General features: G+C 32.3%; 14 protein-coding genes. 2 read left to right on the forward strand and 12 right to left on the reverse strand.

The genetic code is table 11. The features are described from left to right. Window positions 1–16 precede the first annotated feature (16 nt). A complete protein-coding gene (locus V7P73_RS12430) occupies window positions 17–733 on the reverse strand; it encodes a restriction endonuclease subunit S (RefSeq protein ID WP_333854155.1) in 717 nt (238 codons plus the stop codon). Between the two features lie 98 nt (window positions 734–831). Between V7P73_RS12430 and xerA the strand changes: the two genes are divergently transcribed. Both xerA and V7P73_RS12440 read left to right on the forward strand, forming a co-directional pair. Continuing rightward, complete coding sequence (xerA, locus tag V7P73_RS12435) at window positions 832–1,824, forward strand: site-specific tyrosine recombinase/integron integrase (RefSeq protein WP_333854157.1); 993 nt, start codon at window positions 832–834, stop codon at window positions 1,822–1,824. A gap of 2 nt (window positions 1,825–1,826) precedes the next feature. Continuing rightward, entirely contained in the window at window positions 1,827–2,405 is a 579-nt protein-coding gene (locus V7P73_RS12440; protein ID WP_333854160.1) for a restriction endonuclease subunit S, read from the forward strand. Here the strand turns inward: V7P73_RS12440 and V7P73_RS12445 are convergent. The 11 genes from V7P73_RS12445 to V7P73_RS12495 all read right to left on the reverse strand — a co-directional run bounded on the left by V7P73_RS12445 (window position 2,374) and on the right by V7P73_RS12495 (window position 14,914). Then, on the reverse strand, window positions 2,374–3,672 hold the full coding sequence (locus V7P73_RS12445) for a restriction endonuclease subunit S (protein WP_333854162.1): 1,299 nt from the start codon (window positions 3,670–3,672) through the stop codon (window positions 2,374–2,376). The two genes, V7P73_RS12440 and V7P73_RS12445, sit on opposite strands and share 32 nt — an antisense overlap. Continuing rightward, window positions 3,662–5,281, reverse strand: coding sequence for an HsdM family class I SAM-dependent methyltransferase (locus V7P73_RS12450; RefSeq protein ID WP_168637563.1), 1,620 nt, complete (start codon window positions 5,279–5,281; stop codon window positions 3,662–3,664). The genes V7P73_RS12445 and V7P73_RS12450 overlap by 11 nt, the downstream gene beginning before the upstream one ends. Beyond that, complete coding sequence (locus tag V7P73_RS12455; RefSeq protein ID WP_168637564.1) at window positions 5,281–8,346, reverse strand: type I restriction endonuclease; 3,066 nt, start codon at window positions 8,344–8,346, stop codon at window positions 5,281–5,283. The genes V7P73_RS12450 and V7P73_RS12455 overlap by 1 nt, the downstream gene beginning before the upstream one ends. A gap of 69 nt (window positions 8,347–8,415) precedes the next feature. Beyond that, window positions 8,416–9,663 (reverse strand): type II toxin-antitoxin system HipA family toxin, encoded by a 1,248-nt coding sequence (locus V7P73_RS12460; RefSeq protein ID WP_123910527.1) that lies wholly within the window; start codon window positions 9,661–9,663, stop codon window positions 8,416–8,418. 12 nt (window positions 9,664–9,675) lie between these two features. Next, window positions 9,676–9,960 carry a helix-turn-helix domain-containing protein gene (locus V7P73_RS12465; RefSeq protein ID WP_123910526.1) on the reverse strand — a complete coding sequence of 95 codons (285 nt, stop codon included), beginning with the start codon at window positions 9,958–9,960 and terminating at the stop codon, window positions 9,676–9,678. A gap of 76 nt (window positions 9,961–10,036) precedes the next feature. Beyond that, entirely contained in the window at window positions 10,037–10,675 is a 639-nt protein-coding gene (locus V7P73_RS12470) for a hypothetical protein (protein ID WP_333854167.1), read from the reverse strand. Between the two features lie 25 nt (window positions 10,676–10,700). Next, window positions 10,701–11,621, reverse strand: a complete 921-nt coding sequence (locus V7P73_RS12475; RefSeq protein ID WP_333854169.1) for a relaxase/mobilization nuclease domain-containing protein — start codon at window positions 11,619–11,621, stop codon at window positions 10,701–10,703. Then, entirely contained in the window at window positions 11,614–12,063 is a 450-nt protein-coding gene (locus V7P73_RS12480) for a plasmid mobilization protein (protein WP_333854171.1), read from the reverse strand. Before V7P73_RS12480 ends, V7P73_RS12475 begins: the two co-directional genes overlap by 8 nt. Window positions 12,064–12,210: 147 nt before the next feature. After that, window positions 12,211–13,089: a toprim domain-containing protein gene (locus V7P73_RS12485; RefSeq protein ID WP_333854173.1), complete on the reverse strand. Its 879-nt coding sequence runs from the start codon at window positions 13,087–13,089 to the stop codon at window positions 12,211–12,213. Between the two features lie 221 nt (window positions 13,090–13,310). Beyond that, window positions 13,311–14,540 (reverse strand): primase-helicase family protein, encoded by a 1,230-nt coding sequence (locus V7P73_RS12490; RefSeq protein WP_333854175.1) that lies wholly within the window; start codon window positions 14,538–14,540, stop codon window positions 13,311–13,313. Continuing rightward, entirely contained in the window at window positions 14,537–14,914 is a 378-nt protein-coding gene (locus V7P73_RS12495; protein ID WP_123878899.1) for a helix-turn-helix domain-containing protein, read from the reverse strand. Before V7P73_RS12495 ends, V7P73_RS12490 begins: the two co-directional genes overlap by 4 nt. Window positions 14,915–14,949 lie beyond the last annotated feature (35 nt).

The raw sequence follows: 14,949 nt of genomic DNA on the forward strand, positions 1-14,949 counted from the left end.
AATTTATTTTACAAAATTATTCCACTTTTACCTGTCCATTCATCAGCATAGGTAAAAGCCAGTCACGTAAAGAGCTAAGTTGTTGGTTTTGTTGCTCTAAGTTATTTTGCTGTTGAAAAAGTACTGAAGCAATATTTTTAAATTGATTAACTAATCGTTTTTGGGGCTTTAAAATTTTGATTCTTTTTAAAACTGCTGTAGAGATTTCTTTAAATGTAGAACCAGATGCATTGGCTTCAATTGAAAGCATATTATGTTTAAGTACATAAAATACATATTCAAAAGGATATTCTTTATTACAAACAATAGATTTAAATCCTTGATTTGTAGCGCAATTAAATCTATTAATAGCTAAATATCCTATCGGAGCTCTTGATGACATCAAAACGGAGTTTGCTGGTAGAATATTTAAGGATGCCTCTTTTAAACCTTTTTTAGTGACATCAAATTCACCTCTTGTAATAAATTTATTTCCGATGTTTTGGGACAAATCTTTAGGTGTTATCCAAGGAATACCGTTTTTAGAAAAATTATCTTCAATAGCTTTTGAAGGTGTACTTCCTCCTGTAATTGTCCCTAGCTCCTCAATTGTTTGAAATTCCCAATCTATCGGAATCTCCCTCTTCAAAATTTCATTCCAAACCATCTTGCCACCACTTGATTTATAAGGCTTTCCGTTTTCGTCTGGAAAGTCAAACTGCACAAACCAATAGTCGTACAGCGTTTTTGCCATACGCTCTAAATTATCATTTAGTTTAGTAAAAGATGAACTTTAGCTATTTTTGTTTTTCATTCCTTTGCGGATTTTTAAATTTTAAATAAAGCATAGCAATGAAGGAATTAGTGAAACTAGAGATTATGAATGCAATGAATGCCACTTTAAACTTTCAACAGATGACGATGTTAGAAAAGGTAATTCACCAGAGTTTTCATAATGTAGAAATAACCAATCAAAACAAAGAAAATCAACACTTTATAGATAACAACGAATCGATTCTCAATCTATTTATTTCTTCCAAAAAAGTAGAAGGATGTTCGGAGAAATCTCTAAAATATTATTTTTCAACAATAGATACGCTTTTCAAAAAATTAAGTAAAAAAGTGACCGAAATTTCCACTAACGATCTACGAATTTACCTTTCTGATTATCAAGAAACGAAGAATTCCAGCAAGGTTACTATCGATAATATTCGGAGGATATTTTCAAGCTTTTTCTCATTTCTTGAAGATGAAGATTATATATTAAAAAGTCCGGTAAGACGAATTCATAAAGTTAAAACAGGAAAGATTATCAAAGAAGTTCTCAGTGATGAAGAAATAGAAGTTTTGAGAGATAATTGCAAGGAAATTAGGGATTTAACCCTTATCGAAATTCTCTGCTCGACAGGAATAAGAGTTGGGGAGCTCGTAAAAATCAACCGAAAAGATATTGATTTCCACGAGCGATCGTGTATTGTAACAGGAAAAGGAAATAAGGAACGTGAAGTTTATTTTGATGCCCGAACCAAAATTCATTTAAAGCAATATCTCAAAACTCGAACTGATGAAAATGAGGCGCTCTTTGTCTCACTATCAAAACCGCATCAAAGACTTTCGATTGGTGGCGTAGAAAATGTGTTACGAAATCTTGGATTGAAAACACAAATCAATAAAGTGCATCCGCATAAATTCAGACGAACATTGGCTACAATGGCGATAGATAAAGGAATGCCGATTGAGCAAGTACAGAAATTATTAGGACACGTAAAGATTGACACCACCTTGCATTATGCGATGGTAAATCAGTCTAATGTGAAAATTGCACATCGAAAATTTATAAGTTAATTATGAGTAACTCAAGAAAAGTAGATTCCATTCTTACTTACTATGGAAAAGGTGTAACTCCGAATTATGTTGAAGATAGTTCTATTATAGTCTTGAACCAAAAATGCATTAGACATAATAAAATTGATTATTCTTTTGCTCAATATATTAATGATCAAAAAAAATATAATGAAGAAAAGTATCTAAAAGTTGGAGATATTTTGATCAACTCTACGGGTCAAGGAACTGCAGGTCGTGTTGCATTTGTAGATAAATTGCCTACGGGAAAAAAGGTCATTACTGATTCACATATTTTAGTTGTTAGAACAGAGAATTACTTTGAATCTAAGTGTTTGAATTACAGCTTATTTTCTATTGAAAAACAACTCCAAACTTTTATGGATGGAAGCACAGGACAAGGCGAATTTGATAAACAACGTTTGTTCAATGTAATTGTAAATTATTCTAAGGAAAATTCAGTTCAACAAAAAATTGCCAATATCTTGAAAGATATTGACAATAAAATTGAATTGAACGATAAGCTAAATGATAATTTATTTTACAAAATCACTACACTTTTACCTGTCCGTTCATCAGCATAGGCAAAAGCCAGTCACGTAAGGAGCTAAGTTGTTGGTTTTGTTTTAAATTAATTTGTCTTTTACTTTCAAATAAAGACACTTTATTTTGAAAATTTTCTAATATCAATTTGGAGGGTTTAACAATTTTATAAGTGGAGACCAAACTTTCAAAGAGCAAGTTTTTTATTCCACTTGTTTTACCTTCAAAGCCAAATAAAACAGAGTTGTCATAAGCTTTATTCCAAGAATAGATGAAGTAGAAAAAACTATCTAATTCATTTAAAGAGACAGCTTTGCAAAAGTTTGAACAAATCAAAGGATTTTCAAATCTATCAATAACCTCTTTTGTGATATATGCCAATCTACCTGTAGATTGAGTAGGACTTCCTCCCGAAATTTCTATCACTAAATCATAAGGTAATAAAATCTTATTTTCATTTTTCTCAAGGATAAACCGAACTGGTGTTTTCAATTCTCCACCACGAAAAATTCCATTTATATCTGCGCCACGAATACATTCTACTTTTGTGGTATAATTTCCCTCAATTTGTTCTTTTCCCCAATCTCCGCTCTTATCTCTCAATATAAAATCTCCTAAAGTATTAACTTCCCAACCTTCAGGAATTTCTCTCTTCAAAACCTCATTCCAAACCATCCTGCCACCGCTTGATTTATAAGGCTTCCCGTTTTCATCGGGAAAATCAAACTGTACAAACCAATAGTCGTACAGTGTTTTTGCCATCTGCTCTAAATTATCATTTATTTGATTGTTGAGCTCTATTTTTTTTGATAAAACATAATATAAATTTCCGATAAAATCTTGAATTGATTTTTGAATAACGGGCAGTTTTAATTTCAGAAGTTCTTGTTTTCTAAAATGAGGAATTACAATCCCTACATAATTATTCTGGACAGTATTTTGAATTTCTTTACTTCGCAAAACCGCTAACATATAATAGGGGTTTAGTTCTTTTTTAAATCTCAATCCAACCATATCCTGTGCCGCAACAAAAGTTACAGGATCGGGAACTATGCAAGTTCTTCCTGGTGTCCCTTTATTTACAAATAGTATGTCATTAGGTTTTAAATGAGCCCTAAACCAATTATCATAAATCTCCTTAGTGATGTAACGAATATTTTCAAAAGTTGGATATATACTCGATTGTTTAATACAATTTGTTGCAATTAGCGGAATACCAGAAGATGAAGTTGGTACCGTTTTTCCTCTATTATCAATTATTATATCTACAAGATTTTCTAACTCAAAATATTCCCTACTAATTTTCATACCTCAACTTTTTCAAATTTTCCTGTATCTTCTTCTCCAGCTCTGCACTTTCTGCAAACATTGCTGTCAAATTGTTTTCAAAAGCAGTCATCTTATTTTGAAATTCTTCTGCAGTGATTTCCACATACTCAATTTTTACTTCAAAATATTGTCCTGCACTAAAACTGTAATTCTTTTCTTTAATTTGTTCTGCGGAGATAACCACCGAGAAATCTTCTTCCTGCAGCTTTTGATTCATTGCGTTGATGATTCGCTCCTCCTCTTCTCTTGTTAAAACTGTTCTTTGGTTTTTTCCTTCTTTTATCGTTTTTCCCAATTTAGAAGAATCTACCAAAACTATATGTTCATTGTCGGCTTCTTTGTCAATGAAAATTACAGACACGTTGGTTCCGGTACTTGCAAAAATATTACTTGGCATACTTACCACACCTCGCAACCAACCTCGATTGATTAACGCTTCCCGTATATTCTTTTCGATTCCGCTTTGCGCCGTAATAAATCCGGTAGGAACAACAATCGCGGCTTTCCCAGTCGCACTTAAGCTGTGCATAATATGCTGAATGAAAAGCAAATAAATCGACATCGAATCTTTTTTTGCTTTCGGAACATTGGGAATTCCTGCAAAAAATCTTTCCTTGAAACTATCCTTATCCAAATCGTTTCTAAAATCTGAAAAATCTAATTTGAAAGGCGGATTGGAAACAATGTAATCAAACTTTTCTTTTAAATAGGAAGGTTCAGAAATCGTATTTCCTTTAATAATATTTGGGATAGAATGCGAAAGATTGTTAAGAATCAAATTCAACCTCAACATATTACTCGACTTTTGAGAAATATCTTCGGAATAAATCGAACAGTTTTTTTCTCCAATTGCGTGAGCAATATTCATCAAAAGTGTTCCAGAACCCGCACTCGGGTCATACACTTTCACATTTGTTACAGCATCTTTTACCAAAATAGCTGCCATAATTCTGGCAACTGCGTGAGGTGTATAATATTCGGCATATTTTCCGCCACTGTCGCTGTTGTAATCTTTGATCAAATATTCGAAAATGGTCGCAAAGAAATCATATTTTTCTTGGAACATTTTCTCAAAACTGAAATTCACTAATTTATTAACCAACGCTCTTGCAAAAGCATCTCTTTGGGAAGAATCTGTAATGAATTGGCTGAGATCATCAAACATCTTATCTTTTACACCACTTGCGGTTTTAATCGAATATAGATTGGAATTATCAAGACTGATATTCCGCAATGTTCCATCAAAATAAGTTTCTGCAAAGTTAGCTTTGGTAGAGTTGTTGAAAAGATAAGAAATCAAATGTTCAGGTTGAAGCTTAGGAGCTTTGTTCCCGATTCGCGCGATTAAAAATTTTCTTTCCTCGTCTGACAGTGTTTCGTATGCTTTCTGAAAATCTTTGGCTTCAGCTAGGGATTCATTAATTTTCTTTGCTTCATAACTGAACTTATCGTTCATATATTTATAAAGGAATGTTTGTGAAATAATTTTAAATTCGTTTCCGTCGTTTCCTAAACCATAATTGGCACAAACACTTTTAAGGTCATCAATAAGTTTTTTTGTGTTCGATATAAATTCTAAATCTGTCATTAGTTGATATAAGATTGTTGTCTGTATTCGTTTACAACCAACTGGTTAATATTTTGGGTCGTTTCGAAGTCAAGTTTCATTTTTTTGTTGTCTATAAATTTTTGTATAATGATGCTCAATACTTCATCACTAAAATAATCATTCCCATCTTTCAGGATATTGGTATTGCTTAGAACGAGAAGATCAACCATTATTTTGGTATCCATCAATGCTTCGTGGATTTGGGTTTCCTGAGCAGAAATACTTCCTTTTTCCATTATTCTTTTGTGGATTCTGGTAAATTTGTCGTCGTTGTTATATTTTGAATTGATATTGGAGTTTTTATTATTAAGCTCATTTACTCGAGCATAAACAGATTTTAGCAACGTAATATTGCTTCTCATATCTTCTTGTGAAACTTCGTCTAGGTTTTTATTTTTAAAAATCCTTTCTAGTTCTTCTCTTAATGTTATAAATTCAGGATCTTTCTGGTCAATATTTCTCTGTAATTCTTCTCGGGTTTTTCGAAGGTCATTTCGAAGCTGATCTGCGATGATCATTTCTTCTTCCGAAACTTTTACAAACTGAAAATAGATGTCTTCCAGAGCCACATTCAGCAGATTATTGTTCTCGTCTTCATTGTCAAGGTTTTCTACAAAATTAATACTTGCCAACCTGTCTTGTACAACTTTCAGAAGTTGATTTAATTTAAAGAAATCTATTCCGTTTAATAAATCATCATCACCTTGTAACCGAATGATGTTTCTTAATTCTTTTGCAGAACTGAGAATATTAATAATATCCTGTAATCTTTTTTTATCTGAAATCTGAATGATTTGGTCAGAAAAATTCTCAGCATTCCTGGTATCGTATTGAAAAAGAAATTCTTTTATTCTTGATTTGTCTTCTTGTATTTCTTCCCGTGTTTTAAAGAGATTGCTGTAATTCTGCATTTCATCTCCCAACTCACTTTGTAATTCCTGAAAATAATTATCGTTGGTAATTTTGAATTCTTTAGAAATATCCGCAAAATCGACTACATATCCGAATTTATAGTTTTTATAAGGTCGATTGACACGAGTCAGAGTTTGCAGTAAATTTTGATGCTTGACTACTCTCGCCAAATATAATTTCTTTAATCTTTTCGCATCAAAACCAGTTAACAGCATATTGTAAACAAAAAGAATATCAATATCTCCTGCCTTAAAAGACTTTACATCTTTTTTCCTATACTCTTTATCATTGATGTCGTGCAGAATCAACGAGGCTTTCAAAGAATCATTGTTGCCATATTTCGCTTTTTCTTCTGCTACACTCAGATAATCTTGAGTTTGTGTTCCGTATATTTTTTCAAATTCTGCAAAGAGTGCTTTTGCCTGATCAGAACTATCGCAAACCACCATTGCTCCTAGCGAATCATCTTGGTGGGTTTTTCTGAATGCTTTTAAATCTGTCAGAATATATTCTAACATTGGTTCTGCAAATTTTGGATGTGCAAAAATATCACTTTTGCTAATCGTTCCTTTTTTCAAAATCTCATCCATAATATCCTGCATCTGTAACTTATACTGCGTATTGATACCTTCTCGTATCAATCGCAAAGTATAACCATCTGCAATAGATTTGTTGTAATAATATTTATGAATGTAATCGCCGAAAATTGCTTTAGAATCGTAATCTTTGGCAACCTCTTTCAAAAGTGGAGTTCCTGTTAAAGCAATTTTTATAGCATTTTCATCTGATTTTAAAAGATTGATAAGGTAATTTCCTTTCGGATTATAACTTCGGTGTGCTTCATCAATAAAATAGATTCGTTGGATATTAAGGTCGTAATCCAACACTTTTTCAACAGTACTTTCTTCCGTGAATTTCTGGATATTAATTACAGAAATCTCTGGTTCGCCTGTGCTATTTTGTAATGCACTGATGGTTTTTATATCTTTTAAAAATTCAATTCTGGAGTTGACTCTTTTTACAATTAATCCTCTCATTCCAAATTCAGAAGCTGCCTGATTGGCTAAATCTAATCTGTCGACCACAAAATAAAACTTAGGTATAATATTTTTCTTTTGATAATAATCGGTCAGAAATTTCACATTGTAATATGCTAAAGCCGTTTTACCACTTCCTTGCGTATGCCAAATAATTCCTTTTTTAATAGATTTATCTAAACTTGCTTTAATTGCCTTAGTCGCAAATATCTGGGGATAACGCATAATGTGTTTCTGAATCACATTCACACCATCAATTTCTTCTTCCACATAAGCCAAACCAAATTGTAAAATAAAAGCCAATCTATCTTTAGAAAGAAGTGAGGTTAAAATTCTATTGGTCGGTTTGTTGTAATCTTTATTCGTTAGAAATTCATCTGTATTTTTAATTGCAACAATATTATTATCTCTTAAAATTGAGTTTTCTAAATCCTCATTCTCAGGTTTTAATAAATGGGTAAGATTAAGATTTTCTTCTTCTCTAAAATAATTGAAATGTAAATTTCCATTGGCTGAAGTAGCATAAAAAGCGCCATAAACAGGGTCAATAACGCCATCTTCATATTCCATATTATTGGAAAAAATCATTAATTGCGTAATGTTCGTAAATGTTTTAAAAGCTGCATTGGTAAAGCGTCTGTTGATACGATTTCTTTCATCAATTACGCCTTGTTTATTATTAGGTTTTTTAACTTCAATAAAAACCAACGGCATTCCATTAATTAAAACAGTAATATCCGGACGAAATTCTTCTTCTCCATTTTTATTAGTCAATTCTGTAGTAATATGAAAAGAATTATTCTCGAAATCATCAAAATCAATAAGTTTTATTCCTGAAGTATTAGTCAATTGCTTAAAAAAGTCTCTGCCTAAATCGTCATTTTTTAATTTAAAACTGACATCTTCTAAAAGTTTAGTTACCTCTCCCGAAGAAAGTTCCGGATTTATATTTGAAATGCTTCCTTTAAAAATATCAGAAAATATATTGTTTTCTTCCAACCGAAATTGCTTTGACCTTGAGATATAAGTATAGCCTAGTCTTGCCAAATGCAATAAAGCTGGTATTTTAACTCGTGAGTCTTCGTTGAATTTCATAGTAAATCTTAGGTTTCTGTAAATATAACAAAATCAAATAAAGGAAACTAAAGGAAAACCGTAAAAGAACTAAAATCGAAAAGCTCCTACCATCAATTCCTGCTCTCCTCTCGAAATCCCGATTTCAGTTGCAATATCTTTCCAGTTACTGACTGCATCTTGAATTTTGACAATGATAGCATCCATTTCAGAATCATTTAATCGGAAATAAATACCTACACTTTTGGCTAATTTGAGATCCAAAGAATTATCGTCCATATCAATATTTAAAGACAATCCATCTTTCTCAACAGAAGGATTTAAATCATAAGCCGGAGATAAAATCCAGCCGTTTTCGGTTAAAATAAAACCGTGATTCCGAAGATGGTCGTCAGTATTGGAAATACAAATGTTGAAAACAATTCTTCGCCATAGTTGATGAAGATTTTCGTTGACATTTGCGCCATTATTCATTACAAATTCGGCTATATCGAGATAACTTGCAGTGTGAAATCTCAAATTTTCTTCACTATTTCCCGTCATCGTCATTGCTGAAGCAAAGTGAATCCTACTCTCGCCTTCTCTATCGAATCTTTTCGTGAAAAAAGTATGGTATTTTCCTGTGATTTTTTCAATTTTACATTCAGTCATTTCTATACCACTTTTCAACGCTAATTGGTACGCTAAAAATTCCCAAGCTCCTTTGTCGATGGTATCATTTTTAGAAGGAAATTTTGCAATCCACAAATCTCCGTTTTCATCTACAATATTGGCTTTTGGTCTTGCTCCACCCAACGAAGAACCTGGAGCCATAAGAATCGCCAACCATTTTTTGACATCGACATTCTCATCATCTTCCAAATTTTTCGCAGCGGCTTGAAGCTCTCGAATAGACGACCAAGGCGGTGTAGAATGTTCGTGATCATCATCAAGAAACTCGCCATCAAAAGAAGTTTTGAACCTCAAAGCGCCCATTCTGGTTTTGTCGTAAACGCCCAAAAGATAATTAATATCATAAAGTGTTTGCTGCTTTTCAGCGTTTTCTCTGGCTTGTTGTGCGGCTTTTCTTTTCATTAAAGTTCGTCCCCAAGTATCGGGCATACTGTCTAAAAAAACGCCAAAATTTTCTTTATTATTAGGAAATTGCGCACCCGAAAAAAACTGAATATCTGGATCAATTAATCTTTGTGATTCCGTTTTAATCCAATTTTTATCGTATTCAAAACCAAACGCTTTTTTTCCTTTTCCGTAATGTGCGGAAAGAATTCCCATCATTTTTGGTTCTAGCATTCCTTTCCAATGTGCAAAAACGTAGATGTCAAATTTTCCTTGTTTCATAATATTAGCCGTTTATTTCAGCAATTCCAAATCCTGTAATTTTCTACCGAACTCGTCATCTGCAGCTAATTTTAGGAAATCATTTTGCAATCCTAAAACTCTTAAGACATTAAAATATGCACCCATCGAAACACTAGAATCGCCTTTTTCAATCAAATATAATGTTGAACGAGCAATTCCAGCTCTTTCCGCAACTTGTACTGCAGTGAGTTTTCTTCGCTTCCTCGCGAGTTTTATGTTTTCTCCCATTTGTTCTAATAATTGATTGAATTTGGGAAGGATTATTTGTTGTTTCATTCTATAAATGATTGTTATTTCATACAAATATATTTATTTTGAATGAAATAACGAACATTTAAAAAATAAAGAATGATTATTTTGATTTCAAACTCGCTTCAAACCCATCCTTAAATCTCAAAAAATCTTCCCCTTTTTTAGGATTATTCTTAATCCAAAGCTGCATAATTTCAGTATTTTCACTCAATATTTTTATCTCCTTTTCTTCATAGATTTTTTTCCCTTCACCAGCAATTTCTTTTAAAATATCTTGGCGCAGTTCACTTTTTGCTTTGATGCTTTCTTTATACCATTTAGTAGCGAAATTGATGGAAATTATCAGCAATAAAACCGAAAAAACAGCAACTCCAATTCCACTCCAGATAAATTTTTCTAGTCTTTTAACTTTGTTTTCAAAATTATCATAAAAATCAATGGTTTCTTGCGAAAGAACTGTTTCTATTTTGGTGGGAATATTGGCAAGAAATTCAGTTCTTTTCACTTGCTCCAATTCATACAATTTCTCGACATCATCATACTTTGCACTTACATCACGCAAACCAGTCTGGATATGTTTTGACGAATTGATAAAGTCTTCCACAACAAATTCAACTTTTACAAATTGTTCGATATTTGCTTCGTTTGAAGCAATATTTTTCTCGTTAGATTTTATCACGTTTTCCAGCAATTCCATTCCGTTGCTTTTCGTTCCGTCGTTTTGTTTTTGATTTTCCATTTTTTTTGATTTATTTTTTTAATTATTATCTCGATTTCCACTTCTTTTTCTTTAACAATTCATCATCCGAATTGGAGGTGTACGTTGGTTTTAAAAACTGCTCAATTGCTTTTCCAACTTCGCTGATTACGGAGTTGTTTTTTTGTATATTTCCATTGTTTTCTTGGTTTGAATTTTCAGAAAAAACAGTTTCATCATCCAATTTTCTCTCTTTATTTTCATTGAGAATTACTTTGATTTCTGCAATTTTTAACTTGTTGGTAATTTCAGAAAGTTTGTAGCCTGCTTTATAAATTCTGTCTGTATTGGGGTTTTTATCTTTCTCCATCACGACTCGCATTCCCGAAACGCCGTCTTTCACATTCTTGGATAATTGAATTTCAAAACCTCTTTCTTTCATTTTAAAAATAAGTTCATCAAAATTTTTCGCTGTTTTTAGGCTTTCTTTTAAATTTTTCAGCATTTCTGCTTTTTTCTGAATTCCAATTTCCACATCGGTCAACAACCCTTTTTCTTTACAAACTTCCCGAACTGCTTCTCCAAATCTTCTTCCTACATCGTGTGATTTTACCGTACATTTTCCCGAAATATCAATCCTATTGACGATAAAATGAATGTGTTTTTGTTTCGTACTGTTATGAATATCCAATCGAAATTGATTCTTATCGCTCACTCCAATTTTTTCTAAAGCTTTGGTAGCGATTTCTGTAAATTCTTCATCCGTCAACTTTCTGCCAAGCTCGTCGGGTTGGGAAATATAGCCAGTTAAAGCCCATTTTTTCACATTCGTGTTTCGGTCTACAACGGTTTTCATTTCCAAAAACTGACCTTCAACCGTCGAACTTAAAAGACAATTTGAAGCCACTGTTTCTGCAGTTCCTTTGTCGTTTCCATTATATTCTAAAGCAATTTTTGTGATGGTTCTTGTGGTTGCAGAATTATTCATTTTTCTGAATTTTTGAGTATAAATATTGATGAATCAAATCAACCGTCGTTTCAATTTTCACTAAAATTTCTTTCTTATTTTCAAAAACATTCCATTCTCGATTTCGCAAAAGATTGGTTATTTTTTTGAAATTGTTTCCAAACTGAAGCAAGATTTCATCAGTTTTAAATTCATTGATTTTTAATTCTTTTTCGAATAAAACATTTCGGATATAGGTCGATAATTTGAGCGGATATTTCTCTTGTTTTTGAATCAATAATTCATATTCAGAATTGGTCATTCTTATCGAAATTACTTTATCCAGTTTTTTGTTTTCTTTAGTTTTTAAACCACCTTTTCTGCCCAATTCTTGAAAATGTTTTTTCCTTTTTTCCTGAGCAATTTTGGCTTCATTTTCTTTGGTGGCTTGGTTTATAAATTCTTGTAAAAAGTCGTTTTCCATTTCATTAAATTTTGTGTATTTAAAAACATTTCTGACGATAGGAAGAAATCAAAAATCCCAATTTTACGATCAGCGACCACGCTTATTGTAAACTTTGGGTACTTTTTGCACTAACATACCACCATATTTTACCTGTATTTATTTTACTCACCTTCGTCTTTGCTTCACTTGCCTTTCAGGTGATGGATTTTTGTGAATCATCCAATCATTTAAATCTTTAAAATCTGAATATAAAACCCGACAATCTTCTGCGTTTTTGTTTTCATTTTTAATCATTTCAACGGCACGATTTCCTGCTTCATCATTATCAAAATAAAGCTCAATATTTTCATAATTATCGAGTGATTTTTTAATGTTTGAAATCATCGAAACGGAATTCAAAATGATATAATCGGTTGGTTCTTTTTCCAAAAAATTCTCTACATTTTTAAATGAAAGAAAATCGAAAAAACCCTCGAAAACCCGAAGCGATTCTGATCCGCTTTTTATAGTGGAAACATCTTTTTTACCCAAACAAATTTTGGAGTATTTATTGCGGATTTCATAACCGCCAGAATCGTTCTTAAAACCAATTCCGAAATAGTTTTTATCATTCATTCGGTAATGAATTTCGTGTAAGAACTGAGTTTGATTTCCAACTTTTCTTTCTCTTAAATATTCCAAAAGTGCAGGATGCTGGATTTCTTTCACTTCAAGTATCTTATAATTTTTATCTGGGTTTTCGAACTTCTGATCAGGAATATTTTGATTTTGAAAAGAAGAAAAGCTCTGATCTTCTGCCCAAATTAAAACTTCACTAGTAGTCTTATTCAGATATTTTTTCAATAGGTCAACGTTATTTCCACCGATTCCCTCTGAAAATAAGTACCACTTGTTTAGACTTTTATTTATTTTAAAAGAGGCTTGGGATTCGCTGGCAAAGGGGTTGAGATACCAAGCTTCTTTTTCATTTTGTTTCGTTGGAAGGTGTCCGAGAGAAAGGAGGACTTCTTCCAACGATATGCTGTTAAATTGTTTGCAGTTCATAGCTGTAAATTTTCCGTGTTTTGAGTGAGAAATTTTTTGTTGAATTGTTGAGAAAATATATTAACGTATTGATTGATAATATCTTAAATCCTCAACAAAAGCTCAACAATTCAACAAACTAGAGTTTTTCTGCTCAACAAACATTCAACAAAAAGTTGAGTTTAAAAGTTTGTTGAGGATTTTGTTGAGTTTAAAGTGTTTGATTTTCTATTCATTATCAATCAATTCAACATTTCAACACGTTTATTAAGAATAAAATCCTTTTTTATGGTGAAATAGCGACCAACTGAATTGTTTTGATAGAAAATTCCTGACAAATCAAGGTCATATCTGATGTAAGTCAAACCATTATTTTGTGGATTTAATTTCCAAGTTTCCTTTAATAGAGTTCGGATATCATTTCTCGTCCAATAAGTAAGTCTAAACATTCTGATTATCATATTCAGCAAGTCTTGCGGAACGACATTAATTTCTTCATCGTCATTGGTTTCAAAAAACTCATAAAGCAATTCTATTATTTTAGATTCGAGTTTATTGTTGTTTTTGAAAACTAATTTTTGAAGTGCTTTCGTTCTGATCTCATCGGCTGAAAACCACATTCTTGTTTTCTTCTCCGTTGAAAATGGTCTTTCGATTAAAAACCGAAGAAAGTTGGGGATTTCGGAAATGAGGTTATTCAAAAATTCAGTGTTTTCGGTTTTGATCGGATTGATTTTGAGAATCCAAAATCGAATTTCGTTTTCATCAATTTGAATAAAATTCTCCTCATTATTGGAACAAAGAATAAACTTGGCGAAAAAATCGATTTCTTCTCTGTCTTTTCCTTTGGCTTCTAGTTTATCTTTATTAGTTGTTGATAGATATTTCAATCTTTCTGTAATTTCTTTTTTATCAAAGAAAACTTCATCGATTGCTACCAACAACATTGCTGCCCAATCGGAATTGAATTGACTTCCGAATGAATCGCCTTTGATATAAGTCATATTCAATCCGAAAATCTCCCTCAGCCATTTGATAAATGTTGATTTTCCAGTAGCGCGTTCTTTGGACACCAGACATAAAATCGGTAGAATTTGTGTTGGAAATTGCAGGAGAATTTTCAAATAATCCAAACCCATTTCAAATTGTTCTCCAAAAATGTGCGCTACGAAATTTAAGGAAAATGGAATTTTAGATTTCAAATCTTCCGTTTCAGATGAAGGATGAAATGGGATTTCATTGTAAATATTATAGAAACCTTGAACGATTTGTTGATAATTTAGATGCTCCGGAATACAACAGAAACCGTCAAATTTCGGAACAATAGAAACGTACGTTTTTCCGTGATCGCTCACGATTGTTTCTCGATTCCAGCGAACCAAAACAGAAGTTTTATCGCCCGAAATTAATGGCTTTTCTATTACCTTATAATAGGTGGTTCCAACTCGGATGTAGGGAATTTTTTGGCTCATCTTTGTAGATTTTGGTTAGAATCCACATTTGCCTTTCTTGAATTTTTTCTGAAACTTGCTTCCGCTTCAGATTGGATTTCCTGTAAGGTTTTTTTCTTGCCTTTCGAAATCCAATCCAATAATTCATCTTCAAAAAAATAGAGTTTCTTGCCATTTTTGTAACAAGGAATCAATCTTTTCCGCACTAGAGTATAAACAGTAGGTTTTGCCTTACCTATAATTTGGCAAGCTTCTACAATATCAATCGGAATTCTTTTTACGGGAATTATCGGAGGTTCTTTTCTTTCTACCAGAAATTTAATTTCGGCTATTTCGCTAACCAGATGTGCGACTGCTCTTGGCAGATTTTCAAATGAAATATCATTGCTATCCATAACTATTGTTTTTGATTGTTATGGTGCAAAGAAAA

It is taken from the genome of Epilithonimonas sp. (assembly GCF_036780765.1).
In the GTDB taxonomy this organism is placed as follows: domain Bacteria; phylum Bacteroidota; class Bacteroidia; order Flavobacteriales; family Weeksellaceae; genus Epilithonimonas.